Annotated in this window: 26 protein-coding genes and 2 pseudogenes; 17 read left to right on the top strand and 11 right to left on the bottom strand. The window is 48.7% G+C overall.

Going from position 1 to position 25510, the window contains the following annotated elements; translation table 11 throughout:
• Window positions 1-109: 109 nt before the first annotated feature.
• Window positions 110-490 carry a reverse transcriptase domain-containing protein gene (locus CX664_RS13595; protein ID WP_219622194.1) on the bottom strand — a complete coding sequence of 127 codons (381 nt, stop codon included), beginning with the start codon at window positions 488-490 and terminating at the stop codon, window positions 110-112.
• A 1376-nt stretch (window positions 491-1866) separates the two neighbouring features.
• Here CX664_RS13595 and CX664_RS26430 point away from each other — a divergent pair.
• The 3 genes and pseudogenes from CX664_RS26430 to CX664_RS28180 all read left to right on the top strand — a co-directional run bounded on the left by CX664_RS26430 (window position 1867) and on the right by CX664_RS28180 (window position 2921).
• Window positions 1867-2007, top strand: a complete 141-nt coding sequence (locus tag CX664_RS26430) for a hypothetical protein (protein ID WP_180966493.1) — start codon at window positions 1867-1869, stop codon at window positions 2005-2007.
• Window positions 1982-2599: pseudogene (locus tag CX664_RS28185) on the top strand (reverse transcriptase domain-containing protein); the annotation flags it as partial. The gene CX664_RS26430 and the pseudogene CX664_RS28185, both read left to right, overlap by 26 nt.
• A 145-nt stretch (window positions 2600-2744) precedes the next feature.
• Window positions 2745-2921, top strand: a complete 177-nt coding sequence (locus CX664_RS28180) for a group II intron maturase-specific domain-containing protein (protein WP_420810361.1) — start codon at window positions 2745-2747, stop codon at window positions 2919-2921.
• Here CX664_RS28180 and CX664_RS13580 read toward each other — a convergent pair.
• Window positions 2902-3477 carry a hypothetical protein gene (locus CX664_RS13580; protein WP_101747250.1) on the bottom strand — a complete coding sequence of 192 codons (576 nt, stop codon included), beginning with the start codon at window positions 3475-3477 and terminating at the stop codon, window positions 2902-2904. The two genes, CX664_RS28180 and CX664_RS13580, sit on opposite strands and share 20 nt — an antisense overlap.
• 950 nt (window positions 3478-4427) lie before the next feature.
• Between CX664_RS13580 and CX664_RS28175 the strand changes: the two genes are divergently transcribed.
• From CX664_RS28175 to CX664_RS13565, 3 genes are all read left to right on the top strand, one after another.
• The gene (locus CX664_RS28175) at window positions 4428-4499 is read left to right on the top strand and encodes a helix-turn-helix domain-containing protein (protein WP_219622195.1); all 72 of its coding nucleotides are present in this window, start codon (window positions 4428-4430) and stop codon (window positions 4497-4499) included.
• Window positions 4496-4735 (top strand): hypothetical protein, encoded by a 240-nt coding sequence (locus CX664_RS26425; protein WP_219622192.1) that lies wholly within the window; start codon window positions 4496-4498, stop codon window positions 4733-4735. The genes CX664_RS28175 and CX664_RS26425 overlap by 4 nt, the downstream gene beginning before the upstream one ends.
• 221 nt (window positions 4736-4956) lie before the next feature.
• Window positions 4957-5328, top strand: coding sequence for an ACT domain-containing protein (locus CX664_RS13565; RefSeq protein WP_101747249.1), 372 nt, complete (start codon window positions 4957-4959; stop codon window positions 5326-5328).
• Window positions 5329-5460: 132 nt separating this feature from the next.
• On the opposite strand, the gene CX664_RS13560 is transcribed toward CX664_RS13565, so the two are convergent.
• From CX664_RS13560 to CX664_RS13530, 7 genes are all read right to left on the bottom strand, one after another.
• Window positions 5461-6105 carry a hypothetical protein gene (locus CX664_RS13560; RefSeq protein WP_146000002.1) on the bottom strand — a complete coding sequence of 215 codons (645 nt, stop codon included), beginning with the start codon at window positions 6103-6105 and terminating at the stop codon, window positions 5461-5463.
• A gap of 293 nt (window positions 6106-6398) precedes the next feature.
• A complete protein-coding gene (gene gltS, locus CX664_RS13555) occupies window positions 6399-7625 on the bottom strand; it encodes a sodium/glutamate symporter (RefSeq protein WP_101747247.1) in 1227 nt (408 codons plus the stop codon).
• A 21-nt stretch (window positions 7626-7646) separates the two neighbouring features.
• Entirely contained in the window at window positions 7647-11321 is a 3675-nt protein-coding gene (locus CX664_RS13550) for an AAA family ATPase (protein WP_101747246.1), read from the bottom strand.
• The gene (sbcD, locus tag CX664_RS13545; RefSeq protein ID WP_101747245.1) at window positions 11321-12604 is read right to left on the bottom strand and encodes an exonuclease subunit SbcD; all 1284 of its coding nucleotides are present in this window, start codon (window positions 12602-12604) and stop codon (window positions 11321-11323) included. Before sbcD ends, CX664_RS13550 begins: the two co-directional genes overlap by 1 nt.
• A 234-nt stretch (window positions 12605-12838) precedes the next feature.
• A complete protein-coding gene (locus CX664_RS13540) occupies window positions 12839-13039 on the bottom strand; it encodes a CreA family protein (protein ID WP_101747244.1) in 201 nt (66 codons plus the stop codon).
• Window positions 13040-13106: 67 nt separating this feature from the next.
• Window positions 13107-14336, bottom strand: a complete 1230-nt coding sequence (serA, locus tag CX664_RS13535; protein ID WP_101747243.1) for a phosphoglycerate dehydrogenase — start codon at window positions 14334-14336, stop codon at window positions 13107-13109.
• 315 nt (window positions 14337-14651) lie between these two features.
• Window positions 14652-14912 (bottom strand): DUF4404 family protein, encoded by a 261-nt coding sequence (locus CX664_RS13530; protein ID WP_101747242.1) that lies wholly within the window; start codon window positions 14910-14912, stop codon window positions 14652-14654.
• Between the two features lie 237 nt (window positions 14913-15149).
• Between CX664_RS13530 and CX664_RS13525 the strand changes: the two genes are divergently transcribed.
• Window positions 15150-15812, top strand: a complete 663-nt coding sequence (locus CX664_RS13525) for a fumarylacetoacetate hydrolase family protein (RefSeq protein WP_101747241.1) — start codon at window positions 15150-15152, stop codon at window positions 15810-15812.
• A 73-nt stretch (window positions 15813-15885) separates the two neighbouring features.
• Here the strand turns inward: CX664_RS13525 and CX664_RS13520 are convergent, their stop codons facing one another.
• Window positions 15886-16290: an acyl-CoA thioesterase gene (locus CX664_RS13520; RefSeq protein ID WP_101747240.1), complete on the bottom strand. Its 405-nt coding sequence runs from the start codon at window positions 16288-16290 to the stop codon at window positions 15886-15888.
• A gap of 369 nt (window positions 16291-16659) precedes the next feature.
• Between CX664_RS13520 and CX664_RS13515 the strand changes: the two genes are divergently transcribed.
• The 10 genes and pseudogenes from CX664_RS13515 (at window position 16660) to CX664_RS13475 (ending at window position 23958) form a co-directional block, all read left to right on the top strand.
• Window positions 16660-18579, top strand: a complete 1920-nt coding sequence (locus CX664_RS13515; protein WP_101747239.1) for a hypothetical protein — start codon at window positions 16660-16662, stop codon at window positions 18577-18579.
• 90 nt (window positions 18580-18669) lie between these two features.
• Window positions 18670-19104: a host attachment protein gene (locus CX664_RS13510; protein WP_101747238.1), complete on the top strand. Its 435-nt coding sequence runs from the start codon at window positions 18670-18672 to the stop codon at window positions 19102-19104.
• Between the two features lie 273 nt (window positions 19105-19377).
• Window positions 19378-20589 carry an ethanolamine ammonia-lyase subunit EutC gene (gene eutC / locus CX664_RS27805; protein ID WP_276328489.1) on the top strand — a complete coding sequence of 404 codons (1212 nt, stop codon included), beginning with the start codon at window positions 19378-19380 and terminating at the stop codon, window positions 20587-20589.
• Between the two features lie 25 nt (window positions 20590-20614).
• The gene (locus CX664_RS27800; protein ID WP_276328488.1) at window positions 20615-20740 is read left to right on the top strand and encodes a hypothetical protein; all 126 of its coding nucleotides are present in this window, start codon (window positions 20615-20617) and stop codon (window positions 20738-20740) included.
• Window positions 20700-20915 carry a BMC domain-containing protein gene (locus CX664_RS13495; RefSeq protein WP_219622191.1) on the top strand — a complete coding sequence of 72 codons (216 nt, stop codon included), beginning with the start codon at window positions 20700-20702 and terminating at the stop codon, window positions 20913-20915. The genes CX664_RS27800 and CX664_RS13495 overlap by 41 nt, the downstream gene beginning before the upstream one ends.
• 73 nt (window positions 20916-20988) lie before the next feature.
• Window positions 20989-21531 carry a BMC domain-containing protein gene (locus tag CX664_RS28450; RefSeq protein ID WP_101747237.1) on the top strand — a complete coding sequence of 181 codons (543 nt, stop codon included), beginning with the start codon at window positions 20989-20991 and terminating at the stop codon, window positions 21529-21531.
• A gap of 136 nt (window positions 21532-21667) precedes the next feature.
• Window positions 21668-22120 (top strand): annotated as a pseudogene (locus tag CX664_RS27795) (PduL/EutD family phosphate acyltransferase); the annotation flags it as partial.
• A 43-nt stretch (window positions 22121-22163) separates the two neighbouring features.
• Window positions 22164-22355 carry a PduL/EutD family phosphate acyltransferase gene (locus tag CX664_RS28165; protein ID WP_420810359.1) on the top strand — a complete coding sequence of 64 codons (192 nt, stop codon included), beginning with the start codon at window positions 22164-22166 and terminating at the stop codon, window positions 22353-22355.
• Between the two features lie 94 nt (window positions 22356-22449).
• Window positions 22450-23001, top strand: a complete 552-nt coding sequence (locus CX664_RS27480) for a hypothetical protein (RefSeq protein WP_101747236.1) — start codon at window positions 22450-22452, stop codon at window positions 22999-23001.
• A 156-nt stretch (window positions 23002-23157) separates the two neighbouring features.
• On the top strand, window positions 23158-23958 hold the full coding sequence (locus CX664_RS13475) for a helical backbone metal receptor (RefSeq protein WP_101747235.1): 801 nt from the start codon (window positions 23158-23160) through the stop codon (window positions 23956-23958).
• On the opposite strand, the gene CX664_RS13470 is transcribed toward CX664_RS13475, so the two are convergent.
• Window positions 23942-25441 carry a tyrosine-protein phosphatase gene (locus tag CX664_RS13470; protein WP_101747234.1) on the bottom strand — a complete coding sequence of 500 codons (1500 nt, stop codon included), beginning with the start codon at window positions 25439-25441 and terminating at the stop codon, window positions 23942-23944. The two genes, CX664_RS13475 and CX664_RS13470, sit on opposite strands and share 17 nt — an antisense overlap.
• Between the last annotated feature and the right edge of the window lie 69 nt (window positions 25442-25510).

Raw genomic sequence — 25510 nt, 5'->3', positions numbered from 1 at the left:
AGGCCCACCCTGTGGCATGCCTACCCTGGTAGGGTAGACGTTGCCATCAATCATGACACCGGAGCGCAGGTAGCGACCAATCAGCTTCAGAAGGCGTTTGTCGTGGATCTTACGGGAGACCCTCGACATCAAAACGTCGTGATTGACCGTATGACCGCCATGGAAGGTGGGAAGTCTGGTTTTGCAGGAGCAAAAACCAGCCAAAGAATTTACTCAGATCAACGTCAACGGCGTAATGCAGCCCCCTGTTGATCAACTGCTTAACCTGACGGACTCCGTCGTGTGCTGACCGTCCCGGTCGGTAGCCGAAGCTGTTTGGAGAGAAACCCGGATCAAAGACAGGGGTCAGCACCTGCAAAATGGCCTGCTGTATGACCCTATCCATCACGGTAGGGATTCCCAGCAAACGCTCACCACCGTCCGGCTTTTCTATAACATGCCGACGCACGGGTGATGGTTGGTAGGTTCCGTCCAATAAGGCTTGACGCACTGAAGACCAATGCTGTTTGGCAAAGTCTGGATAAGCTTCAATGGTGACTCCATCGATACCCGGAGCACCCTTGTTGCTTTTGACCTGTTTCCCGGCTCTGGCTCCTGCTCCCCACTACCTCCTGCATCCGTGCAGTCGCATGCACTTGCCAGATTAGCCGGTTCAAGTACGCAATTTAGTAGATCATGGTTCAAAGCTGGTTAAAGATTCTGTCGCCAGGTACGGTGAGTCGCCGGACGGCTGCATCGCCCTGAGGGAATCAGTCTCCTCTTTGTCATCGATGTTCGGCCCTTCGCTGACGACTTCCCGTCCATTAATGACTTTTGTCGTACAACTACTATGGCCTCTGCTGACTTCTGCCCAATCACCATGCGGAGTTGCCTCTGCTGGCGCTATTGGTTGCCATCGGGTTTGCTCGAACAGGATGATGAGTCACTGTTCGCCGAGCCTGTTGTAACCAGTGGCTGAGAACTGGGAATTACCAATCGCATGTTGAACAGATCTCCCCGGATAAGGACATGAACTTTCAGTGCACAACCGCCGCATTTACCGTGTCTCACGAACCATAGGGCTTTGTGATCCTTGGCTCACTCGCCCAGAGACTAAGCCTTATATGCGATTTCTATACGTCGGCTCGCACTTTTGCAGTCAGACTGCCTCCGCACAGCCCCTCACGGGACTGCACTTGCCTTAAGCTAGTGGTTGTCATCAGCAGGCGTCTTTACCGCCAGTCAGATGTAGGTTCTCCCACAGAGGACTTCCACCCCATCAGTTCATGCCCATGCCGGGCGTACCAAAAAATTCCAGCGGACACTCGCTCCGCTCGTGCCGCTGAATTTGGCGTGTGTGCCGAGCATGGCACTTAACTCGAGAAGTGAAAGTCCTCTTACCAGGTATTCGCAGAGCCGAAGGTTAGCGAAAGGGCAAGGGCGTTGTCGTGAGGCAGGGTCTACGCGACCCGGTCTGAAGGTAACCCAACGCAAAATCGCGGGGCGACGAACAGAAACCCAATATGAGGTGTGACGTATTCGGGGCCAGTGGGCACGTGACCATTAAGCCCTCCATCTGCAATCGGGATACGTTTTATAAATTGGGCGTCTACGCGAGGAAAGTTAAGTGTCTTACCTCGGGAGGACTGCACTGTGTTAATGGATGAACTGACAACGGAGCAATCCGCTGTGATCGCAGTGCAGAAGACCGAAAATTGCTCCTGCATTTTCGGCATACGGGCTATCCATAGCCCTATCAGCAGACGACATACGACTGCATGGATGCAGGAGCTAGAGTAACGCAGGAGCAGTTACCGCGTAGGTGGTCTCTGGCCACTGAAGGCCAGAACAAATCTTGGAAAGTAATCATCGGGGAAGTGATTTCGGATGGCATCTGTTAAACAACTGTCGTTGTCTCTGGATACACCAGAGGGTGAACCGGAAACGGGAGACCCGATTGAACCGCTCTTCACTGTAAAAAAGCATCTTTTGTTCATCTTTGATGGTGCGGGTACTGGACAGGAATAATCTGGTACGTGCACTGAAACAGGTTCAACGTAATAAAGGAGCCGCAGGTATCGATGGCATGACCGTTGATGAACTTCCAGACTTCCTGAAACAACACTGGCCAAAGATTCGGCAGCAACTGGCAGAAGGAGCCTGCCAACCCAAGCCCGTGCTGCGGATGGAAATCCCAAAACCGGATGGCCGCAAACGCAAGCTGGGTATTCCTACCGTACTTGACCGACTGATACAGCAGGCTATTGCCCAGATTATGCAGGAAGAGTGGGACAGCAAATTCCATAATAACAGTTACGGTTTTCGCCCTCACCGGAATGCACATCGAGCCATACGTCACGCACAATCAGTCATACGAGACGGATACAGCTGGGTGGTGGATTGCGACCTTGAGGCATTCTTTGATCATGTCAATCATGATTTATTGATGACACAACTCAAAGCTCACCATAAGGATGCCACGCCGCTTTGGTTAATCAACCGTTATCTGAAAGCGGGTGTTTGCATTAATGGAACAAAGCAAGCCAGTGTGAAAGGTGTACAACAAGGTGGCCCTTTGTCGCCTGTCCTTTCAAACATAGTGCTGAAAGTCAGTGATAAAGCATTTACCAAACTGAAAAAGACCGTAAAACAACTGAGCCGTCGAACGAGAGGCCATTCAATCATCCGGATTATTGCAGAGCTTAGAAAATCCCTGCTTGGTAGGGCTGGTTTTTGCTCCTGCAAAACCAGGCTTCCCACCGTCCGTGGTGGTCAAAGCGTATTTCGATATTGCCGAAATATTGAGTCCTCTGCGAGATTTGGACAAATGGATTCGACGACGATTACGGTGTTATATCCTGAAGCAATGGGGCAGCAAAGGCTACCTTTATTTTTCACTCTCTTGGATTTACTTATTAGAATTCAATCTTGAATATTCCTAAATAATGATTTATCAACTTCCACTGCCTCATAAATTGACTTGCAAGAAAGATTGTGTGACGAACTGCCATTTTTGAATACGATTCCATTTTGATGATGGTTTTCTTTGAAATTCTTTTTAGAGAATAAATATTGTTTGTAATGAGTTTCTCCAGATTTCGAGTGCCTCTGAAATATTCCTTTTACTAAAGTATCAACCTCATCTCGTTGTTTTTTAATATGGCAATGAAATGAGAGAGGGTTTTCAGGCCAGTGCATTGAATCATTATGTTCATCATCATAATGACGTATTATGTAATCATCGGTTTCATTATAATCAAGTGACAACATACAGTCAGAACTATTGAAAGGTTCTAGTGCATTTTTATCTCTAAAAAAAATAGACACTACATCTTTTTTCTCACAAGATCGTTCAAGAATGTTTATTGCTTCTATCCCTTCATCCAATCCTGTAGAATAGGTGAAATTTAATTCCCTTTCTGTTGGTTTTGATTCGCTTGCAAAATTTACCGGCAGGAATTCGCGAATTGAGTTTAAATCTCCTAATGAGATATTCATCTTATCAAACCCATGAGAAATAAAAAATGATATTGCAAATTGCACATTAAATTCACTAACAAATTAGTAAGTATGCATAACAATAAATTCCAGGGGACGCCTTCGGTGCCTCTGTATTTGGCGTGTTTGCCGAGCATGGCACTTAACTAGAGAGGTGAAAGTCCTCTTACCCGGTTTCGCAGAGCCGAAGGTTAGCGAAAGGGCAAGGGCGTTGTTGCAAGGCAGGGTCTACGCGACCCGGTCTGAAGGAAGCTCAACGCAAAATCGCGGAGCGATGAACAAGAATCCAGTATGAGGTGTGACGTATTCTGGGCCAGTGGGCCCGTGACCATTAAGCCCTCCATCTGCAAGCGGGATACGTTTTATAAATTGGGCGTCTACGCGAGGAAAGTTAAGTGTCTTACCCCGGGAGGTCTGTACTGTGTTGCGGGATTAACTGACATGGGAGCAATCTGGTGTGATCGCAGTGCAGAAGACAGCATAAGGCATAGTAGGTGACCTCTTGTCACTGAAGGCCTGAACAAATCTCGGAGAGTCATCATCGGGGAAGTGGTTTCGGATGGCATCTGTTAAACAACTGTCGTTGTCTCTGGAAACTCCGGAGGATGTTCACCCGAGCAGGCCGCATTTTGCAACTTGTTCTTTGATCTTGTTATTTATCTTGTTCGTGTTTATAGGTGGACAGGGTCTTTTCACCTATGGACATACCTGTTCATACAATGGACAGTCTTTTCTTGCCTTTTCTTTATTGCTATCTATGTTTCTGTCACGCAAGAAAAAACCCGGATCATCAGAGTTGCCGCTCCTACCGGGTTTTTCTCTCAAACTATTAGCTATTGCTCGGGAAGCAGTATAGCAATGATTTCTTTTGCGTACACAATTGGGGTGTTGAAATTGATTCGGGTTGAAATTCAAACAGGTGATTTAGAGAACCTGACTCCAACCAACGGTTGCTGCTAATAGTGCTCGCGTCTTTTGCTAATAGTGAAGGCGAATGCTGGCCGAGCCAGAAAAAACAATGACAGCGGCAAAAGACACCGTTTGGGGGATGATTCCTAATCGTGCGATGGCCAAGCAACTTGCTGTTCGGGATATTTCTTCACTGGTTTATGATGCAGTAAATCTTGAAGGGCTCGCAATGACATTACCGGAAGTTCAAACACTGCTGGATGGGATTACCGTTGGTGGCCACAAAGTCAGTGATCAAAATATGGCTCTGAACCAGGCGGTGTTTCTATGCGACAGCGGAAATGACTGAGATGAATAAGTTTTTGAGATCGTGCATTCACAACAAAATCATAGAGAACTTCCAGGCGAACGGCTAAACAAACTCGAAACGACGTGCAGCAAGACGGTCATAGCCCGGAGCTGGTTGCTGACATCCTGAGCAAACTGCATGGCCGCTCTTGCATGGGGCCACGATTACATGGAATACTTCAGAGCCTTGATAGAGACTGAGTTTTACACCCGGATAAAAAAATGACTGGTATTATTGAATTAGAAAAGCTTCTCAGCAGCATCAACCCGAAGCTTGTAGAGGGTGAATTTATTTTCTGTACTTTACCCGGAGACCTCTCCGATTATGCTCATTTAAATCCACTTTCAAGCTTTATTGAATCAGAAGGCTTATCTTTAGTTCTATCAAAAGATAACGCTGAAAGTGCGAATATTAAGTTTGAACATATTTACAGGCAAATAACACTGACTGTACACTCAAGCCTGGAAGCCGTTGGTCTAACAGCAGCAGTTTCAACCAAACTTGCCTCAAAAAATATTAGTGCCAATGTAATTGCAGCTTTCTTCCATGACCATATATTTCTCCAGCGTCAGATAAGGCGGAAGATGCTTTGAAAGCACTGCATGAACTCTCGACAACTAATAATAGCTATACACGCATGTAACGAATCAGGATGAATTTACATTGAATTTCTGGTGATATGTTAGCTCACTATGGAATACAGCAATGGTTACTTAAATCATCATCTACTCCAAGGATTCAGATGTACCATTTTGAGATAATGCCCCTTCAGTAAAATTAATACAATCCTGAGTGGGATTTTTGATAAAATATTCTGCTGAATGCAAAATATTATTTTCATCATGATCCGCCAATCCTATTTCATTTAGTGTGGTTTTTAAAAAAGAATCAGGGTCAGCATCTTTTAAAAGTAAAGCATGATAATGGTCATCTTTAGGCTTTTCTTTTTTATGTAATCTTGGCAAATGACACTTTATATCTTTTTCACAAAGTGATTTTACATTATCAGATTTTCCCCAGAGATTAGGGTAATTTTCATCAGTATAAAAAGTAAAAACAAATCTATCTTTAATAGGTATTGAGTTGATGGTTATGCAAGTTGTTGTATAAAATCCTTTATTCTTTGGAAAATATGAAAATCCAAAGTCAAACTTTCTGGCTAAATGTAATGAAAATACACCCGTCTTGTTTTCTGACGATTCGATAAAGTTGCTGTTTAATCGTAACTTCTCATTATTAACGGGCAAAACCTCAGTGTCTGACGTCATTTTAGCGGTTTTAATGGGCTTTAGAGGATTGCATGTAGAATTTGCTGGTCTTTTTTGAGTAATTGTGGTTAGACCTGAATTTACGGATATCGATGGTGGCATTATAGGCCTCTAGAGTTATTAACAATTTATTAAAAATGGAGTTTAGATTAGATTATTAGAATAAAAGTTCACTGTTTAAACTAACAATTCAAAAATAGTGCCCATCAAAAAATTCAAGTGGACAGTGCCTGTGGTGCCACCGCTGAATTTGGCGTTAGACTGGGAAGCCAGTGAGTGATCAATGGCCAGCTATTCCGTTCTTCCTTAGCGGAGTTGAAAGACGCAAACTCCGAATCCAGACAGATCGTGCAAAACATCGTTCGACTCTGCTAAGGGTGAGCGGAGATTACACATTAACCAAAAATCGACAATGCCGCCTGCAGAATAATCAGGTTAACAATATCAATAAAGAAGGCACCAACAATAGGCACAACCATAAACCCTTGGGGTGAAGGACCAAAGCGGTTAACGACGGAGCCCATGTTCATGACCGCTGTGGGTGTTGCGCCAAGACCAAACCCGCAGTGACCGCTGGCAATAACGGCCGCGTCGTAGTCTTTGCCCATCACCCGGAAGGTCACCACATAAGTAAATATTGCCAGCATAACGGACTGTGCCAGCAAGATGATCAGGATCGGGATGGCCAGATCGAGAATATTCCAGAGCTTTAAGCTCATCAGGGCCATGGCCAGAAACAGGGCCAGTGACACCGTGCCGAGAATATCGATGGTTTCAATATCCAGCTTTTTCACCCGGGTGACTTCCAGCGTGTTGGTGATGATAACGCCGATAAACAGGGCATAGACAAAATCGGGAATCATCAGCCATTTGATCTCAAAGTTGTTGACCCAGATTTCAAGGTACTTGGCACCGGTCACACAGATCAGAATCATAAACAGTGATTCAATCATCTTTTTTGAGGTGACATTGTCTTCCTCATTTTCGTTGTAGGTTACCAGCTCAGGAAACTGTTCATGGGTTCTGTTGGTGTTGCCGTATCTGGATTTCAGGCCATATTTATCCACCAGTCGCTGCGCCACCGGACTGCCAATAATGCCGCCCATGATCAGGCCGAAGGTGGCTGAAGCCATGGCTATCTCAAGTACATTGTGCATGCCGTATACTTGCTGGAAGGTTTGAGACCAGGCCGCACCGGTGCCGTGACCTCCGGAAAGAGTGATTGACCCGGCAATTAACCCCATCAGCGGGTCAAGCCCCAGCAGGCTGGCCAGTGACATTCCCAGGCCATTTTGCAGCACGATATAGAAAGACGCCACGGCAAGGAAAACAAACACCTTGACCCCACCTTTAATCAGCTGGGTATAGCTGGCGGCCAGACCAACCGTGGCAAAGAACATCAGCATAAAGGTGTTTTGCAGGGGCAGGTGGAAGTCAATCTCGACACCATTGAAGTGCAGCAAGGCAATAACACCGGCAATGATCAGTCCGCCAACAATAGGCTCAGGAATATTGAACTGCTTTAATAGAGGAATTCGGGCATTGATGAAATGCCCCAGAAATAGCACAAAAATGGCGATGAGAAACGACTCAAGCGCGCCAACCGTCAGTAGTTGATTCATAAACCCTCAAAATAAAAGTGATCAGATACAGGCAAAGCGTCTACCCAGTTTGCTGTAGCCCAGTCCGGTTTCTTTTATCACTTCTATCCGGGTGGGAATCCGTTCTTTCAGGGACTCAATATGGGAGATGATACCGACCATCTTCCCACTGGCATTCAGGCTATCCAAGGCGCTGAGTGCGGTTTCCAGTGTTTCCTGATCCAGTGTACCAAACCCTTCATCCAGAAACAGCGAGTCGATACGGGTTTTATGGCTGACCAGGTCAGATAACCCCAGTGCCAGCGCCAGGCTGACCAGAAAGCTTTCACCACCGGACAGGGTTTTGATATCCCGTGCGGAGTCACCCTGCCAGGTGTCCAGCACTTCAAGGCTGAGTTCATCGTTGCTCTTGCGGTTGAGCAGATAGCGGGCATGGAGTTGTTCCAGCTGCCGGTTGGCCAGAAGAATCAGATGATCCAGCGTCAGGCCCTGGGCAAACTTACGGAACTTGTCGCCTTTGCTGGAGCCAATCAGGCCACTGAGTTGCGCCCAAACCTGATATTGATGCTCTTGCGCCGCAATATCCCTGAACAGGCTGGCCTGGCCAAGACGTTTTTCGTCGTCGTCTTTCAGTGCCTGGGTAATCTCACCCTGTCGTTGATTGATTAAGCGAATATGGTTGTCCAACTCGGTCAGTCTGTCAGTCACTTCATCCAGAGTTAGTTTAGTCGCTGGCTGTTCAATATGAGCTTTCAGGTTGGCTTCCGCCGAGGCAAGCTTGCCTTTGGCTTCATGCAGCTGTTGTTCAATGGCCTGTTTCAGTTCTGTCAGTGTCTTTCGCTCTTCTCTGTCCAGCAGAGCCTGCTGGAAATGTTCGCTATCCCGGAATGGACTGTCGTTTAATAATGTCTGCCAGGTTGTTCCGGCGACTGTCAGTGCTTCGCTCAATGTTTCCTGTTCCATGGTCTGCTGGCGAACGATTCCAGTCAGCTGAGCCAGCTTGTCATCAATGGCTTTCAACTGGCTTTGGCTTTGTTGATGGTGTGCCTTTGCTTCGACCACCAGTGACTTGAGTCGCTGTCGCTCCTCACTCACGATTTTCTGGCCAAACAGATCCTGTCGTTGCTGCTGTTGCTGTTGTCTCTGAGTGTTGGTGTTATCCAGCGTTTGCTGGATGTCACGGATAAGTTCGTCCACTTTTTGCCGGTTTTGATGCTTGTGATTCAGCTGCTGGGTAATGGCCTGGATTTTCTCATTCAGCGCTTGTTGTTCAGCGGTGATGTGCTGCCATTGTTGCCAGTTTTTTTCCTGCTGACTCAGCCAGGTTGATTGCTCTGACAGGATAGGAATCTCCAGATGCAGCGCAGTCTGGATTCTCTGCCTGATCTTCTCTTCCAAAGCCCGGTTGGCGTGTTGGCGTTGCTCAAGCTGTTGACGCTTTTCGGACAGCTGCTGGTCAATCTGGCTTTGCTGATGCTGGTTAACCTCCCGTTGATGGGTGCGTTGGGTCATGTCGTTATTCAGCTGGTCCAGCTGCTGCTGTTCAAGTTGAATGCGGCGATTAAGCTGGCTCAATTGGTCAAGCTGCTTTTTCCGGGTCTCCCCGGTCTCGGAAAACTGTTTGAAGTGGCTCTGATACTCTTCGGTGTTGTTGATCGATAGGGAAAGAGACTGGGCATTGCTGGTGGCGGACCAATCTGATGTGACCAGAGCAATCTGATTTTGCAGCTTGTTAATGGTCTGCTCTGAGGATTCCAGTTGTACCTGTAAACGCGCAACCTCTTTGTTCAGCTTCTCGCCCTGAAGTTGCAGCTGCTCCAGTTCCTGCTGTCTGGCGGTTAAACGTTGTTCGGTATCGGAAATATTCAGCTGCTGATAGTGTTCAATGGCCGGGTGTTCTGTGGCACCGCAAAGGGGGCAGGCCGCTCCGGCCTGCAGTTGGTTGCGATAGTCCTTAAGGCTGGTGATCTGCCGCTCCCGGGCTAACAGCTGCTCCAGGTCATGACAGTGCTGCCTGACATTCCGATACTCTGTCCGGCATTTTTCAATGTTGTCGGTGTACTGTGCTACCGACTGCTGCAGGTTGCCATGGAGGCTCTGCTCTTTCTGTAAGTCAGCGGTGCAGTTGATAAATTGCTGGCTGAGGTTATTCAGATGCAGCCATATCGGGTATTGATCGTGCCACTGCTGCTGATCGGTCAGCAGCTGCTCTTCTTCCTGGCCATTTAACAGGGCTGTTTTGTTCTCTAGCAGTGTTGTGTTCTGGCTGGCGCGTTGTTCCCGTGTTTTGGCCAGCGACTGAATATACTCTTCCAGTGTCTGGTGTTGTGCGCCCAGGTTCTGGCGTTCCTGCTCTAACTGATGAATAGCTTGAACAAACTGTTGTTCACCTTGGCTGGCGGTTTCCCGCTGCTCAAACAGGGTTTGTAATACCGGCAGCTGTTCGCCCAGTGTTTGCTGGTGTGCATTCTGCTCCAGATAACGGTTGGCTACCTGAAGTTGTCCAGTGAGTTGTTCCCGGGACTGCTGGTCATCGGCAATGCTGTTGTTCAGTGTGCCCTGCTCATGTTCAGCGGCCTGCAATTTGCCTTTGATGGCCTGTTGTTCATTGGTCAGCCTCTGTATATCAGCATCCAGAGGGATGACCTGCTCTACCAACAGGGATTCGGTTTGCTCCTGTTCCTGCTGATAGCTTTCCCAGGCATTTAACTGAATCTGGCACTGTTTCTGAACACTTTCCGCCTGTTCGGTGGTGACCTGTTTTTCCTGCTGATGATCGGCCAGTGTCTTTTGTATCCGTTGATGCTTTTGTGTCAGTTCGCTCAACCGATCCCAGTCCGGCAGCAGCTCCATGGCGGGCAGGGCCTGCTCCAGACGGTTTATTTGCTCGCTGTGTTCTGATTTGTGTTGAAGAGCATTATTCAATGACTCCCGGGCTTTTTCCTGTTCACGTTGTCTGCTGGCCAGCTCTTCCAGCCAACGCTTCTGCTGGTTCAGGGATAGGCGTTCGTTGCCGGTTTCCTCCTGTTGCCCGGCAAGCTGACTCTGTTCTTCTCTCAGTTCTGTCAGTCGATCGTCGTTCAGTAGGGCAATGCCGCCCGCTCTGGCCTTTAACAGGTCGAGTTGCTGCTCTGAGGTGCGCATGCGCTCAAAGGCACGGCGGGAGATTTCTCCGTAGATCTCGGTACCGGTCAGTTCTTCCAGCAGCTCAGCCCGGTCATTGGCACTGGCCTCCAGAAAAGCGGCAAAACCGCCCTGGGCCAGCATCATGGATTTGGTAAAACGTCCGAAATCCAGCCCGGTCAGCTCACTGACCTTTTTCAATTTATCGCTGATACGGGTGGTAATAATCGTACCATCACTGTCGGCCAGCTCGACTTGGGGTGCCTGCAACTTGCCGTCTGCTTTGCCCCTGGCCCGGCGTTGTGACCAGAAGGCCCGATACGCTTGACCTTTGACTTCAAACTCAACTTCGGCGAGTGACTCAGCCGTATGCCGGGTCATCAGCTCGTTATCGGAGGCGGAGATTGTGGTCAGGCGGGGAGTCTGGTGGTACAGGGCAAGGCAGATGGCATCCAGCAGCGTGGTTTTGCCAGCACCGGTTGGGCCGGTAATGGCAAAGAGACCCGTGTTGGTAAACGGTTCACTCTGGAAGTCTATTTTCCACTCGCCCCTGAGGGAGTTAATATTTTTCAGGCGCAGGCTGAGAATTTTCATCAGGCGTTGTCCTTCTGGCCATGCTGCGCCAGCATGGGATGCTCTTTGTCTGCTGCAAACACGTCTTCGAGTATTTCCTGAAACGCGCCGGTCAGCTGCTGTAATTGTTCATCGGTCAGCTCTTCCTGCTTAAGCCGTTGCTGAAAAACATCCTCAACGTTCAACTCGGCCAGACTCTCCTGGTCAGCAACGGTCAGGGATGCTGCGGCTTTTTCCCGTTTTCTTCTTACCCTCAGCAGCTCAACTGAGGACAGCTCCTCTTTGGCCAGCACCATTTGTTCGACCCGGCTTTGCAGGTCGTGAAGGTAGGCTTCGGTGGTGATTTCAATCTCCAGCCATGGATCAGCCTGCGGTTGCTCGTGCTCATTGGCACGCTCAGTGGCAAGAGTGGCCAGCTGCTGGTCAATGCTGTCCAGGGAGCCCTTGAGGCTGATCAGAGGCCTGAAAACAGGAACAATGACGGACTCAATTTTATTCAGCTCGTTTTCCCTGAAGTCCACAATAATGACTTGCTTATCGGATCCGGCTTCATCAAAACTCAGCGGGATTGGTGAACCTGAATAGCGGATATGTTCCTGCTTAGCCACGACCTGTGGCCGGTGCAGGTGGCCGAGGGCAATGTAGTGAGCCTTGGGAAATGCGGCCACCGGAAATGCCGACAGGGTTCCGATATAAATCTCACGCACGGATTCGCTCATTTGCCCGCCAACTGTCGTTAAATGACCCGTTGCAATAATGGGCAGCCGTTCCCCTGCCAGCTTTTCAGCTTCTGCATAAATGGTCTGATAGTGGGCAGCAATCGCCTGTTGCAGTGCCTGCTGTTTATCCTCACCGGTCTCTCCCGCCTGACTTTCCAGAACATCCCGTGGGCGGACAAACGGAATGGCACAGATCACCGCGCCGGGGTTGCCCTGAGCGTTGTTCAACACCAGAACCTGTTCCCGGGAGTCTTGACTGACACCACCCACCACAAAGGTATTCAGGCAGGCCAGCAGCTCTTTTGATTCATTCAGTGTGGCCACTGAGTCATGGTTGCCACCAATCACGATAAGCTGCCGACAGTGGGTATTGCGCAGGCTGACAATAAAACGGCTATACAGTCCCCTGGCATAGCTGGGCGGGGTGCCGGTATCAAAGATATCACCGGCAATAATCAGGGCATCGATGCGCTGCTCTTGTACCAGCTCGATCAGCCAGTCCAGAAAGGCCTGGTGTTCTGCCTCCCGGCTTTTGCCCATAAAGTGCTGGCCAAGGTGCCAGTCTGAAGTGTGAAGAATACGCATGGTGTCTTAAGTGTCGGGCAGTCAGGGGTTGGTGTGAACATCACCCTGGTGAAAAAGTAAAAAAGTGAAGCTACACCAGAACCGAACTGTAGCCAATCATCTGGCAGCGGATTCCTTGTTTCACTCTTCTTGCGACAGTGCTGCCTGGCAAAGGATAGCTGGATCATCTGGGAATTGCTCAGGGTACTCAGATTAATATCACATCAACTGAGTGGACTGGAAAACTGCGGTCAGCTATTGAGCTGTATCAGGTTGGTTTAATTGATCCCAGACGGGGTTTCCCCACAGGGGCACGGTGGTCATGGAGTGTTTGGCACTGCCGACCGTTTCTTTGGTGGAGTAGCTGAGATAGATCAGGGTTTTGTTTTTCTCATCCCAGATACGTCGTATTTTCAGAAGAGTTGTCATTAACAGGGAAGAGGTTAACGCACGCATGTTTTTGAACCGTTAATTAAATAGCGGGCTCAGCCCGCGTAACAGGCTGAGCATTGACCGATGCCAGTCAGTAAAGAACGCGGCAGCGGATGGTGCCCTCAATCTTTTTTATCTTCTGCATGGCCATATCGCTGTGTTCAGCATCAACATCGATAACGACGTAACCAACGGACTCATTGGTCTGCAGGTACTGACCGCTGATGTTGATACGGTTTTCAGACAGTATCTGGTTGATCTGGCCCAGAATACCGGGAATATTCTGGTGGATATGCAGCAGTCGGTGCTTGCCGGGGTGAGCAGGCAGAGCGACTTCCGGGAAGTTGACCGACGACAATGTAGTACCAATATCGCTGTACATCACGAACTTCTCGGCAACCTCCCGGCCAATATTTTCCTGTGCTTCCTGGGTACTGCCGCCAATATGGGGGGTCAGGATAACATTCTTCATGCCACGCAGGGGGCTGATGAATTCATCATCGTTACCCCGTGGCTCTTCCGGGAATACGTCAATGGCTGCACCCAGCAGCTTACCGTTCTTCAGGTACTCGGCCAGCGCTTCAATAACCACCACAGTACCACGGGAGGCATTGATCAGAATGCTGTTGTCCTTCATGGCGGCAAACTGTGCTTCACCGAACATCCACTGGGTATCCCGGGTTTCGGGAACATGCAGACTGACAATGTCGCACATGCCAAGCAGGGTGTTCAGATCACTGATCTGGGTCGCATTGCCCATGGAAAGCCGGGTCACCACATCATAGAAATAGACTTCCATGCCCAGGGACTCTGCCATGATGCTGAGCTGGCTGCCGATATTTCCGTAGCCGATAATACCCAGCTTTTTGCCGCGGATTTCATGGGAGTTCGCCGCTGTTTTCTGCCAGCCTCCCTGGTGTGCCATGGCATTCTTTTCCGGGATTCCACGCAGTAGCAGGATGGCTTCAGCCAGCACCAGCTCAGCCACTGAGCGGGTGTTGGAATAAGGTGCGTTGAAAACAGGTATCCCCCGTCGTGTAGCTGCGGGCAGTTCTACCTGGTTGGTGCCAATGCAGAAACAGCCAACAGCACAGAGTTTTTTTGCCTCCGCAAAAATTTCATCGGTCAGCTGGGTTCGGGACCGGATGCCGACAAAGCGGGCATCAGCGATACGTTCCTTAAGTTCCTCAGGAGGCAGGGAGGTGGTGACATAGTCGATATTGGTATAGCCCGATGCTTTAAGAATCTCGACAGCAGACGGGTGGACACCTTCCAACAGGAGAAAACGAATCTTGCTCTTATCCAGCGATATTTCGGGCATATCGGTCTCTTTATGGTTAGCTGAGGGCGGACTGGCTCAGGGCTGTTTCGGGCTCAAGGCTGTTTTACACAGAAGCACTGTTTTTATTGTGCAGGCGGACAACAGCAGTAGTGCTTCCAATTGATGGCTGTTATTGATCCGCCCATCGTTTTCATGGCGCATTACCGGTTGCGCCCGGCTGCGTCAGGCGGCACATCATAACATAGGCTGTGCCTGATGGTACTTACTAAAAGGCGGTGGGTAGTTACCGGCAGGGAGATCGGCCTCACATCAGTGAAACCGACCAGGTTGTAAACTGTGTCATAGTGACCGTATTTAAATACCCATGCTGGAGAGGGTAAACATTAATTGCCGGATCGCCTGTGTCAGGGCCGGGTGGTCTTCACTGAAGCGAATGGCCTCCTGCTCCAGCTGATCGTTGTAGCCCTGAATGGGAATCTCTCCTTCTGCCTGGGCAACGGCAATGTTGATCTCTTCGGTTATCTGTTTTAAGGCTCCTGCTGTGCATTCATCGACGGGTGAGTTTTCAAGAATATCATGAAGGCTCTGGATATTGAGTTGCAGCTCTTCTGACATACTATGCTCCTTCCACTGTGCGGCCAGTCTTTATGATACTACTACAGTGTATGTGAAAGTGAGATGCTTTAACTGTGACTTGAGCCGTGGGACAATAGTCTCCCCGGGGAATGACAGGCAAACACTGTCTGTTACCCCGACAAAGCTTCTGGCTCAGTTGAATAATAAATATCCGTATGATGTTGGCGCGTATTGTGCGTTCCATTTTTCATCACCGGCGTTAATAAGGGATGCGCTATGAAGTACAGGCACCGCTGGATCAGTGGCGACCGTATTGACCTTCCTGTTGGGAAGGTGGTTTGTGTAGGACGGAATTATGCGGCACATGTTCAGGAACTGAATAATCCCCTGCCGGATGATCCGGTCCTGTTTATTAAACCCCGTACGGCCATGGTTAACCTTGAGCAGCCTGTGAAATTACCCCGTAATCGTGGGGCGGTCCATCACGAGACAGAAGTGAGCCTGCTGATCAGGGAGCCTCTGACCGATGCCAGTGAGCATGAGGCTAACCAGGCGATCATGGCTATTGGTCTGGGACTGGATTTGACACTGCGAGATCTGCAGGAACGGCAAAAGTCAAAAGGGTTGCCCTGGGAAGTTGCCAAAGCCTTTGATAACAGCTGCCCGTTATCCGGGTTTGTGGCTGTCGAGCATATTAAAGATCCTGCCAATCTGGGGTTTTCTCTGTCGGTCAATGGAGAGCCAAGGCAGAAGGGGACAACGGCGCATATGTTGACCTCCATTCCCGGGCTGTTGAGCTATATCAGCAGGCATTTCACCTTACTCCCCGGAGATATCGTGCTGACCGGAACGCCGGAAGGTGTTGGGCCTCTGCAATCGGGGGATGATGTAGAGCTGTCCATGAATGGGATTTTTTCGACCCGGACGCGGTGTCTCTGAAGACACGTGTTACGAGCCATTCACTCTCAGAGTGGGCTGAGAGGATCAGAGGCTCCTGATCCTCTTCAATATTCTAGAAGTTCCTGACCCGCTGGGTCCGTCCACCCCGATCAATGGCAACAAACACCATGGTTGTTTCTGTCAGTTTCTCCCAGCCATGGTGGTTTTCTATCCAGCCTTCAACGACCACCTTAATCGAGGTTTTGCCGATTTCTGTCACCCGGGTAAAGAACCCGATCAGGTCACCGGCCTGAACTGGCCTGAGAAAGCTCATACTGCCAATACTGACCGTGACCACCCTGGCACCATTGGAGGCCTTGCGGGCGCATACTTCCCCGGCCTGATCCAGGTGCATGGCTACCCAGCCAGCAAATACATCACCACTGCTATTGACGGAACGATGATCCGCCAGGACTTTCAAGGTCATTTCCCCTTGAGGAGCAGGGACGCTGTCGAGATTTTCATGTCTGGCACTCATGGAAGGCTCCAAACTATTTTTATTGTTTTGTTCAGTTAATTTGATTTTGCGGGTATTCTATCTTTTTTACTATCTATTTCATATTAAAAGTCTTTTTGGCCGTCCTGTAGAGAAAATAGCTTCACATTACTAAGCAATTTTATGCTGTACTCTGACAGCCTGCTGACTGATTATTGAACATTGAATATTGGGTTTGGCTGATTCTCTGTTCTTGGTGCTAAATAACTGTTTGTTATCTACGAGATAATTGGTTGTTAATATTTGGCGATATTGGTTTTTTACAATTTATTGAAAATAGATTCATATGAAACTCTTATGTAAATATCCTGCAGCCTGTATAAGTTTTAATGATGTGGTCGGGAGTCTGCTATGAAAATAGAGAGAAATGATACTGGCTTTTTATCATATGATGATGGTCGTCCCGGCCGGGAAAGTCACAGTAAAAGCGTCAAAGATAAAAGTTTTTCAGGTATGTCCGTTTCAGAAAGTAATGAAGTAGTTAACCATCTTCCTGAGGCGGAAAAATTAAATGATTATCATGAGGAAAATTTATCGGATCGTTCAAGCCAGTGGCGTGTTTCAATAGCTTCTATTGACTCCGGTTATATTTCGAATGCTGGAGAAAATGACGATGAATCTTTGCATGAAAATAAAAGGCTGAACCCGAATAAGGCTGCTATTTCTGTCCTGGAACGTATTGAGTCCTTTAAAGAAAATGCTGGTCATAAAAAAATAACAGAATTAAAAAGCTCTCCCATCCCCGAAGATGATTATGAAGTTTCAGTGGCCGAGTTGGTTGATAAGTATGAAAAACATCATTCTACTCCTGAAGCTGACAGGGGAAAATCTCACTCAGAAGATAAAGTTAAGGTACCAGCCGGATCTCCTTTTAATAGAGGCCGGTGGACACGTAAAGCGATACGAAATAAAAATCATAAGATCGATTTACCCTCAACCAAATTAAGTCAGGAACTCTGCTCTGAACCGATAAAAGCAGAGGAAAAAATTCAACGTCAGTTAGCGCAATTATTTTCCTTCAGAGCTGCTCTGAGTGATCGGGCAACACGATTCCATGAAGTTGAGCCCTACCAAAATGGTGCCCTTGACCCGGGCTTTGTCATGAGGGCTGTCACAGATATACAGTCTTTTGTCAGGCTGTCTGAACCGTACAATTTGATTAGAGACGTGAATATGGATCTGGAGCAGGTTCCGGATGTTATGAAACTGGTTCTGGGGGAAGATAGATATACAACCCTGAGAGGAGAGGCCCTGCGAGATGCCATTTGGCCTGCTGTTGCAGAAAGCTTCTGGAAATTTCTTGATGAGTGTGGCTCTCTGGAAAGCACGGCAAAGCATATGCCTGAGTTTCAGAAGTGTGAGCACTATTTTCCATTAGCGTGTACCAGGGCTGTTGCTAAATTCAATCTGGCATTTGGGATTGCTGAAAAGCGTTTTCAAAAGTATTACCTGAAAAGCACGCTTACCGAAAACGAAAAGGGTGAAGTCCTTCAGCTTGTTAAAATGGCTGAACAGTTACAGAGTAAGTTCTCAGAGTTTTATTGTCATTATAAACAGCTTCCTGATAGCTCTGTTAAGGTCGTTTTGAAAACAATGCTCGGTGATGTTCTGGTGGATGATGGTGATACTAAAAGCAGGAAATTAATTAGAATGCACCAGGGCATTTTGAAATTGCTAACAATAGCAGATCCTTCCTTTCAGCTTGACCCTGAACAGTTATTACGTGTCAGAGTCAGCTTTGGTCAATGGGATTTGGATTTTTCAGTAGAAAAGGCATTTTCAGAACTTCGCTCAGGCATGAAGGAAAAGGACCCACTGATATTCTATCGAGATTTGGCCAGTCAGATTGTAAATAATGTTAAGGGCAGAGAAGGATTTCCCGAATCCAGTGAACAGGCTGTATTGCCTTCGGATACCATAATAACGTCAGATTCCCAGCGGGAAAAACTGAGAAATTTTTACAGACAGTTTATGATTGACTTGTATGATCAGATAGATCCAATTCTGGAAACCCTGGCTAATGATGAGCTTAAAACAATTCATCAAACAACCTTTGACTATATCTGGCGTGGAATTGAACCAGACTTGTTACCGTCTGTAACCTCAAAAGACAGCAGTCGTTTTCTCAGGCTTAAGTCCAAAAAGCAAAAGCTCAAAGAAGAGCGGCAAAAAATGCTGGAAGTGGCGAGAACAGAGTTTGCCGGAGTTGCTCACTTCATGGAAGTTAAAATTGCCTATATGCAGGCTGAAAAGCAAAATCCATCCAGTTAAAGATTTCTCAACGGTAAAAACAGGCAATTCCTGAACCATTGAACTATCTTTGAACAGTTATCGTTAGCGAGCCATTTAGAGGTGCATATCATGGCATCATCCTGGGTACTGGTTGCTGATAACAGCCAAGCCAAGGTCTATCGTTTTGACCGACACCAGAAAGAGCTTGATCTGGTTGATCATATTGATCATGAAGAAGGCAGATGGAAACGGCATGAGTTCGTGACGGCAGGTCCCGGCCATTCAGTCACTTCATCCACTGGCGGTAGTGTCCGTAGTCTGGGTACGGATAACTCGCCCAAAGAGCATGAGTCGGTCAACTTTGCCCATATGCTGGCCAGGTCTATCAATCATGCCCATGATCAGCACCAGTTTGAGACCCTGCGTATTTGTGCTCCCCCAAAACTATTGGGTGAAATACTGCCTGTGGTCGATAAACATGTGCCGTTGGGAGATCACATCAATAAAGATCTGGTGCACGAGAGCCCGGAGCAGTTACTTGAGCGCCTTACTGAGCTTCATTAAAATCAGTCATCAGCAGACACATTCAGCGTTTTTCCTTCCATCATTTGATCTGGATCATGTTTTTGTCGTTTATTAAGGCTGTTTTTCCCATCGGGATTTGATCCTGATCATTTATCTTCCCTGCCCGCAAAAAACAGCCATCCGCACCCTGATTTTATTGATGTACGTCACTTTTTAATGATGGGTGCTCGCTGACGCATATCAAGCCGGTCTCGTGCTCGTTTGGGTAGCCTTGTTGCGCTAACTCATTCAAACCCGAGGCACAGGCTCCTCATGCTTCTTAAAACCAAACTGTTTGGAAAGGTCTACAGCTTTTCCAGCATTAAAGAAGTACTCGCCAAGGCCAACGAAAAACGTTCTGGCGACGTACTGGCGGGCATAGCCGCCGAATCAATCACTGAAATGATCGCTGCGGTTGCCAAGTTGATGACCAACGTCGATCTGATTTATGCGGCCAGCAAGATCGAAGTACTGGCCACCTGTAATACGACCATCGGTCGTCATGGCACTCTGGCAGCCCGTCTCCAGCCAAACCACACCACGGACAACGTCGACGGTATCCGTATCTCTACCCTGGAAGGTCTTTCCTACGGTATGGGGGACGCGGTTATCGGTCTGAATCCGGTGGATGACACCACTGACAGTATCTACCGCTGTCTGCACCAGTTTGAAGAGATCAAGCAGAAGTTTGAGATCCCAACCCAGAACTGTGTACTGGCACATGTACTGTCCCAGATGGAAGCGGTTGAGCGTGGTGCACCTGCGGGCATGATTTTCCAGTCCATCGCCGGTTCCCAGAAAGGCAACGAAGCAGCCAAAACACCCGCGCGTCTGGGGATTGGCAAGGCAGGCCCCCGTTACGAGACGGAAACCATGCTGCGTTTTCGCGCTGACCATGCGGTGGCCATCGACTCGGTCTTCAACGAAGTGGCTGAAGCGTTCATTACTGAAACCGGTCTGATCGCTGTCTCTTCCAAGTGTGATGACAAGGACATGTACGTTACCCGTCCTGACCTTGGCCGCATGATCAGTGATGAAGGCGTTGCCAAAATTCAGTCTGAGTGCCGCAAAGGTGCGGACGTTCAGATCGTCATTGCTGATGGTCTGTCTTCCAGCGCGATTACCGCCAACCTGAAAAACATCCTGCCTGCGTTGCAGCAGGGCTTGGAAGGTTATGGCCTGAGCGTAGGCGACCCTGTCTTCATCAAGTTTGGCCGTGTCGGTGCCATGGATCACCTGACTGATCTGGTCAACAGCAAAGTGACGGTGATGCTGGTCGGTGAACGACCAGGGTTGGCTACCGGTGAGTCCATGGGTGCCTATATCACCTATGAAGGCAAGGTGGGCATGGCCGAAGCCGGCCGTACTGTTATCTCCAATATCCATCGTCGCGGGACCCCGGCTGCAGAAGCGGGAGCGCACATTGCCAACATCGTCAAGAAGATGTTTGAGCAGAAGTGCAGCGGTGTTGGTTTCCGTTTCTGATCTTTGGGAATAGAGGAGTAGAGCAATGAAAGGTGATCGTCTGGGTGCCAGTGTACTGGCGGTGAAAATGATCCCTAATGTTGATGCCAGAATGGCAGATAAAGCTGGGCATGCCAGAGGGCTGGAAGAGCCTGGGCATCCTGACAGCTGATGCGGATGACGTGACCTACTGCGCACTGGATGAAGCGTGCAAGAACGCGGAAGTGTCTGTGGTGATGGGCAAGAGCTTCTTCGGCGGCGCGGCCAATGCCAACTCCAAACTGGCCGGTGAAGTGATCGGCATGCTGGCGGGTCCAAGCCCGGCTGAAGTGCGCAGCGGCGTGTGACGCCTTTGCTGACGCTGTACGGTTTGTTGCAGAGAATCCCAAGCATTTCTGATTAGCCTGAGAGGGGCTGGCGATGAGAACACAAGAGGCGGCAGGCTTTATTGAAACCGTTGGCTTCCTCCCGGCGGTAGAGGCGGCGGATGTCTGTTTGAAAACCGCCAATGTCAGCCTGGTTGCAAAACACAATTCCGGTGGTGGTCTGGTGACCGTCATCATCCGTGGTGACGTTGGTGCTGTGAAAGCAGCAGTAGAAGCGGGAACCATGGCTGCCGATCGCCTTGGCAGAGTGGTATCCACCCATGTGATTGCCAGACCGGCCACGGAGCTGGATGTGCTGCTCAGTAGTACGATCAGAGAACCTGCTCCCGCTGCGGCAGCCCGGCCAGAGGCTGTGGTGCCAGCAGAAGCGGTAGTGACAGTTGGCTCTGATCCTGAGTCTTCATCCATTGCGGCTCTTAATGGGCAAATGACGCTGGATGAACTGAAGGCTCACAGAACAGTAGAGTTAAGAAACATGGCACGACAGCTGCCGGATTTCCCAATGAGCAAACAGGACATCAAGTTTGCCAGGAAAGACGCGCTGATTCAGGCCATGATCGAATATCACAGAAGGTAAAGTAAGTTGGAACTGCTTGATAAAGACCTCGCTTCCATCCAGGAAGTAAGAAATCTGATCCGCCGGGCCAAAGAAGCCCAGAAAGTACTGGCTGACTACAGCTTAATCCGGCCAATGCCGATTGTGAGACTCCGCTGTGAATACCCTCGTGAATGAAGAACTCCTGAAGCAAATTGTTGATCAGGTGATTGTTGAATGCGCTGCGCAAACCCTGTCCTCTACCGAGGCTGAGTGCGGCAACAAAGAGATCCCCATTGAGGCGTCTGCCCGCCACGTACACCTTTGTCAGAAGGATGTTGAGGCCCTTTTCGGAGCCGGCCATCAGTTGACACCGGTGCGTGAACTTTCCCAGCCAGGTCAGTTCCTGTGTGAAGAGCGGGTAACAGTGATTGGCCCCAAAGGCACTTTTGAGAAAGTGGCGGTACTGGGCCCGGCGCGACCAGAAAGTCAGGTAGAAATCTCCCGTACGGATGCCCGTCAACTGGGTGTCAATGCACCGCTGAAAGAGTCCGGTGATATTGCTGGCAGCCCCGGTATTTTCCTTTATTCCTCGGTTGACAATAAGCAGGGTATGGTTCAGCTCCACAAGGGTGTCATTAGTGCCCGTAACCATATCCATATGACCACTGCCGATGCCCTGCGACTGGGGGGTGAAGGACAAGCAGGAAGTAGATGTTCGGGTCGAAACCGATCGTCTGATGACTTTCCATCGGGTTCTGGTCCGGGTAAACGACAGTTTTTCCCTGGCAATGCATATTGATTTTGATGAAGCCAATGCGGTTGGCCTGTCGGCCAATGCAAAAGGCGAACTGATCGCCTGTTAATTTTAACAAGCGCTGCCCACCTCCCGCGGCCCGAAAACGCCAGAAACGTTGTTTTTACCGGGTGCGGGCAGCGGTTCCAACGTGATTTACGACGATGTCTGAATTCAATCCTGAGCGCATCAGCCAATTGATCCGGCAAGTGGAAAACAGTCTGACCCACACCGCACAGGTTACCGATGCTGACAAGCTGGTGGTGGGGGTCGACCTTGGTACTGCCTACATCGTGCTGGTGGTGCTGAACCATCAGGGCGAGCCGGTTGCCACGGAAATGCAGTTTGCCCAGGTGTTGAAGGATGGGCTGGTGGTTGATTACATCGGTGCGCTGACTATTGTCCGTCAGCTCAGGGAAAAGCTGGAGGCGCGTCTGCAGGTATCCCTGGAAAAAGCCGCCATTGCCATGCCTTCCAATACCCCGGAATCGGTGTGCAAAACCCATCGTTATGTGGTGATGGATAAAGTCAGTGTGTCGCTTCGTCAACATATTGGTGCCAGCAGCCAGCCGGTGGTGAGTGTTGGTGACCGGGTGGTTAAAGGGCAGTTAATCGGTGCAGCACCTGAAGGGCAGTTAGGCTCGATGATTCATGCCAGCATGGATGGACAGGTTGTTGAAGTGAATGAACGACAGGTGGTTATTGTCCGGGGATAAGAGGGATAAAAAGGATAAACAACATGAGTAAAGCATTAAGAGTTTTTCCAGAAGCTGCTTTAAAACGCGCTTTCACTTGATACAGTTTTAATCAAGAGCAAGGCCTATTTGCCTATGGTAAGCTTTTTACTATCTTGAAACATTGAGGCCTCAAAAATGTCCCGCCAGTTTATTGATCAGATGCAGTATTCAGTAGACGTCAGTGACAAGCCAGTGAGAATTATCTCTCTGGTGCCATCGCTGACAGAGCTGTTGTTTGATCTTGGCCTGGAAGACCGGATTGTTGGAGTAACCCGCTACTGTGTTCATCCCGGGCGGGCACGCAAGGAAAAAACGATTATCGGTGGTCCCAAGACATTGGATTTTGCGGCGATAGATGCCTTGCAGCCGGATTTGATCCTCGGTAACAAGGAGGAGAACTACCGGGAGGGCATTGAGCGGCTGCAACAGCAATACCCAACCTGGGTCTGTGATATTCACAACCTGGATGATGCCCTGGCCATGATCACCTCCGTTGGTCAGCTGACCAACAAAGAACACAATGCCGATGAAATCGTCAAAGACATCAGGCGCAAAATGGCACGACTGGCTTCGGGAAAGACGCTGCGTGTGGCTTATTTTATCTGGAGGAAGCCCTATCGGGTTGCTGCCGGTAATACGTTTATCAATGAGATGCTGAAGCTTTGCGGGATGGAAAACGTCTTTGCTGATCTGGAGCGTTACCCGGAGATCACCATCGAACAGCTAAAAACAGCCGGGCCAGATATGCTGCTCTTGTCTTCAGAGCCCTATTCATTTAAAGACCGGCATTGTCAGGAATTTGCCGGGCTGGGTGTGACTGCCAGTACCCGGCTGGTGGATGGTGAGATGTTCTGCTGGACCGGCAGCCATTTGCGCCTGGCTGCTGATTACTTCATGGCCCTGAACGAAGAACTTAGTGCTAAATCCGGGGAATAATGTTCTCTCCCAGGTCTCGCTGATCCTGCCATGTATGAACGGTATTCATGATAAATTTTATCTGATCCGCTGATTGAACAAAGGCGGGTCCCCGGTCTTTTCTTCCTTGCTGAATAGTCTTGAATACTGCCTGATCCAGTTCCTTCTTATTTTGATATTTTCCGGAGAGTATGTCCCGGTAGATTTCATTTAACACAATAAGCGTTCCGGTTCTGCCAACGCCTGCCATGCAATGCACCATTGTGTTGCCTGAATAGTCTTTCCCGACCTGATGAGTGCGCAGTGCTTCTACAAACCTGAGCAGAGAGTCTTGACCGTTTGTTTCATTAGGTACTCCGTGATCCGGCCAGCCAGTATAATGATATCTTCGTATAACGCGGGTTTTGCCAGTAAGGGGATCAGTCACCGCATATTTTATTTTTGAATACCCATCTTCTTGTTGTTTTGCCTTGTATCTCACTTTAATCCCATTATCAAAGACGATTTCACGGTCGACTTTGCCATCGACTTTGCCATTGACTTTGCCGTCGTCTTCGAGTTTTTCTCCGGTTGGGTAATACGAAGCAATAGGTCCTCCTTTATTTACCTCGAACTTCTCATTATCTCTGGTCAGATCACAAATTACACTGCACCCCGAGTCAAGGGCTGCTCGCCAGATATCGCCTCCAGACATTTGTGCTTTAGTTCGAGGTGCCTGAATGGCGACATACCTGGCATTGGTCAACTCGATATTATTGGCGGGAATATGATTGCCATCAATTGTTAAGGCTGTTTTTTTCGGCAAAGGTACATTTCCTACTGTCTTATCGCTAAAGCCAAATCTACTCCATCGTCCATTGGTAATATGTTTACCTTTTATGGCCGCCAAACTCTCATCACGCATTTGAATATGTGCGCCTATATAATTTTCCTTGTTAATTAATTCAGTAACTTTTTCTGATAAAGGCGAAGTTGTTATTTCCCGGGGCAATTCCACATCATCGTACAGGGATTCCGTACTGCCATAAACACTGTTGTAGCCACTATCGAGACTGGTGGTTGACCCCCAGCCAGAATGCAATGTATTGGCTGAACTTCTTCGATTTCTAACGCTATCAACACTGGATGTTGCATCCTCGTCCGGTGGCTGAGTACTATTGCTATCATCGACGTGATTCATAAGGAGGTGAACATCGTTCTTGTCGACGAAGATTACATCAGGCGGCGATACTTTTTTATAGGCCTCAATGAGCCTTTTTGCTAAGGCTGGTGAGACTTTTCGATCCTTTAAACCCAGGGTTTTTACCGCTAAATCAGAACCTTCTACAGGTTTTTCCTTATTGGCTTCAGAAGAGTTGAGCCTTGGTTTTATAGAATTAAACTTAACTTCCTTACCATTGCTTTGGGCCACCAATACATATTCTTCAGAGTTTTCAATGGATGCTAATTGATTGATTTGATTGATTTGTGATGGGGTAAGCGAACCTAATCCGTTGCTGCTCATAATAATCTTCCGAGATCCTTAAATGATCTGAAAATTATAGCATCGTGCTGGTTAGTAAGTTTGACTGGA

It is taken from the genome of Endozoicomonas acroporae, from assembly GCF_002864045.1.
Taxonomy (GTDB): Bacteria; Pseudomonadota; Gammaproteobacteria; order Pseudomonadales; family Endozoicomonadaceae; genus Endozoicomonas; species Endozoicomonas acroporae.
This window is presented reverse-complemented; position numbering and strand designations above follow the sequence as displayed.

Bases quoted from the DNA above. Each gene is read 5' to 3' on its own strand.
- CX664_RS26430 (WP_180966493.1), top strand. From the start codon at position 1,867: ATGGCATCTGTTAAACAACTGTCGTTGTCTCTGGATACACCAGAGGGT.
- CX664_RS13580 (WP_101747250.1), bottom strand. From the start codon at position 3,477: ATGAATATCTCATTAGGAGATTTAAACTCAATTCGCGAATTCCTGCCG.
- CX664_RS26425 (WP_219622192.1), top strand. From the start codon at position 4,496: ATGACAGCGGCAAAAGACACCGTTTGGGGGATGATTCCTAATCGTGCG.
- CX664_RS13565 (WP_101747249.1), top strand. From the start codon at position 4,957: ATGACTGGTATTATTGAATTAGAAAAGCTTCTCAGCAGCATCAACCCG.
- CX664_RS13560 (WP_146000002.1), bottom strand. From the start codon at position 6,105: ATGCCACCATCGATATCCGTAAATTCAGGTCTAACCACAATTACTCAA.
- gltS (WP_101747247.1), bottom strand. From the start codon at position 7,625: ATGAATCAACTACTGACGGTTGGCGCGCTTGAGTCGTTTCTCATCGCC.
- CX664_RS13550 (WP_101747246.1), bottom strand. From the start codon at position 11,321: ATGAAAATTCTCAGCCTGCGCCTGAAAAATATTAACTCCCTCAGGGGC.
- sbcD (WP_101747245.1), bottom strand. From the start codon at position 12,604: ATGCGTATTCTTCACACTTCAGACTGGCACCTTGGCCAGCACTTTATG.
- CX664_RS13540 (WP_101747244.1), bottom strand. From the start codon at position 13,039: ATGCGTGCGTTAACCTCTTCCCTGTTAATGACAACTCTTCTGAAAATA.
- serA (WP_101747243.1), bottom strand. From the start codon at position 14,336: ATGCCCGAAATATCGCTGGATAAGAGCAAGATTCGTTTTCTCCTGTTG.
- CX664_RS13530 (WP_101747242.1), bottom strand. From the start codon at position 14,912: ATGTCAGAAGAGCTGCAACTCAATATCCAGAGCCTTCATGATATTCTT.
- CX664_RS13525 (WP_101747241.1), top strand. From the start codon at position 15,150: ATGAAGTACAGGCACCGCTGGATCAGTGGCGACCGTATTGACCTTCCT.
- CX664_RS13520 (WP_101747240.1), bottom strand. From the start codon at position 16,290: ATGAGTGCCAGACATGAAAATCTCGACAGCGTCCCTGCTCCTCAAGGG.
- CX664_RS13515 (WP_101747239.1), top strand. From the start codon at position 16,660: ATGAAAATAGAGAGAAATGATACTGGCTTTTTATCATATGATGATGGT.
- CX664_RS13510 (WP_101747238.1), top strand. From the start codon at position 18,670: ATGGCATCATCCTGGGTACTGGTTGCTGATAACAGCCAAGCCAAGGTC.
- eutC (WP_276328489.1), top strand. From the start codon at position 19,378: ATGCTTCTTAAAACCAAACTGTTTGGAAAGGTCTACAGCTTTTCCAGC.
- CX664_RS27800 (WP_276328488.1), top strand. From the start codon at position 20,615: ATGAAAGGTGATCGTCTGGGTGCCAGTGTACTGGCGGTGAAAATGATC.
- CX664_RS13495 (WP_219622191.1), top strand. From the start codon at position 20,700: ATGCCAGAGGGCTGGAAGAGCCTGGGCATCCTGACAGCTGATGCGGAT.
- CX664_RS28450 (WP_101747237.1), top strand. From the start codon at position 20,989: ATGAGAACACAAGAGGCGGCAGGCTTTATTGAAACCGTTGGCTTCCTC.
- CX664_RS28165 (WP_420810359.1), top strand. From the start codon at position 22,164: ATGCCCTGCGACTGGGGGGTGAAGGACAAGCAGGAAGTAGATGTTCGG.
- CX664_RS27480 (WP_101747236.1), top strand. From the start codon at position 22,450: ATGTCTGAATTCAATCCTGAGCGCATCAGCCAATTGATCCGGCAAGTG.
- CX664_RS13475 (WP_101747235.1), top strand. From the start codon at position 23,158: ATGTCCCGCCAGTTTATTGATCAGATGCAGTATTCAGTAGACGTCAGT.
- CX664_RS13470 (WP_101747234.1), bottom strand. From the start codon at position 25,441: ATGAGCAGCAACGGATTAGGTTCGCTTACCCCATCACAAATCAATCAA.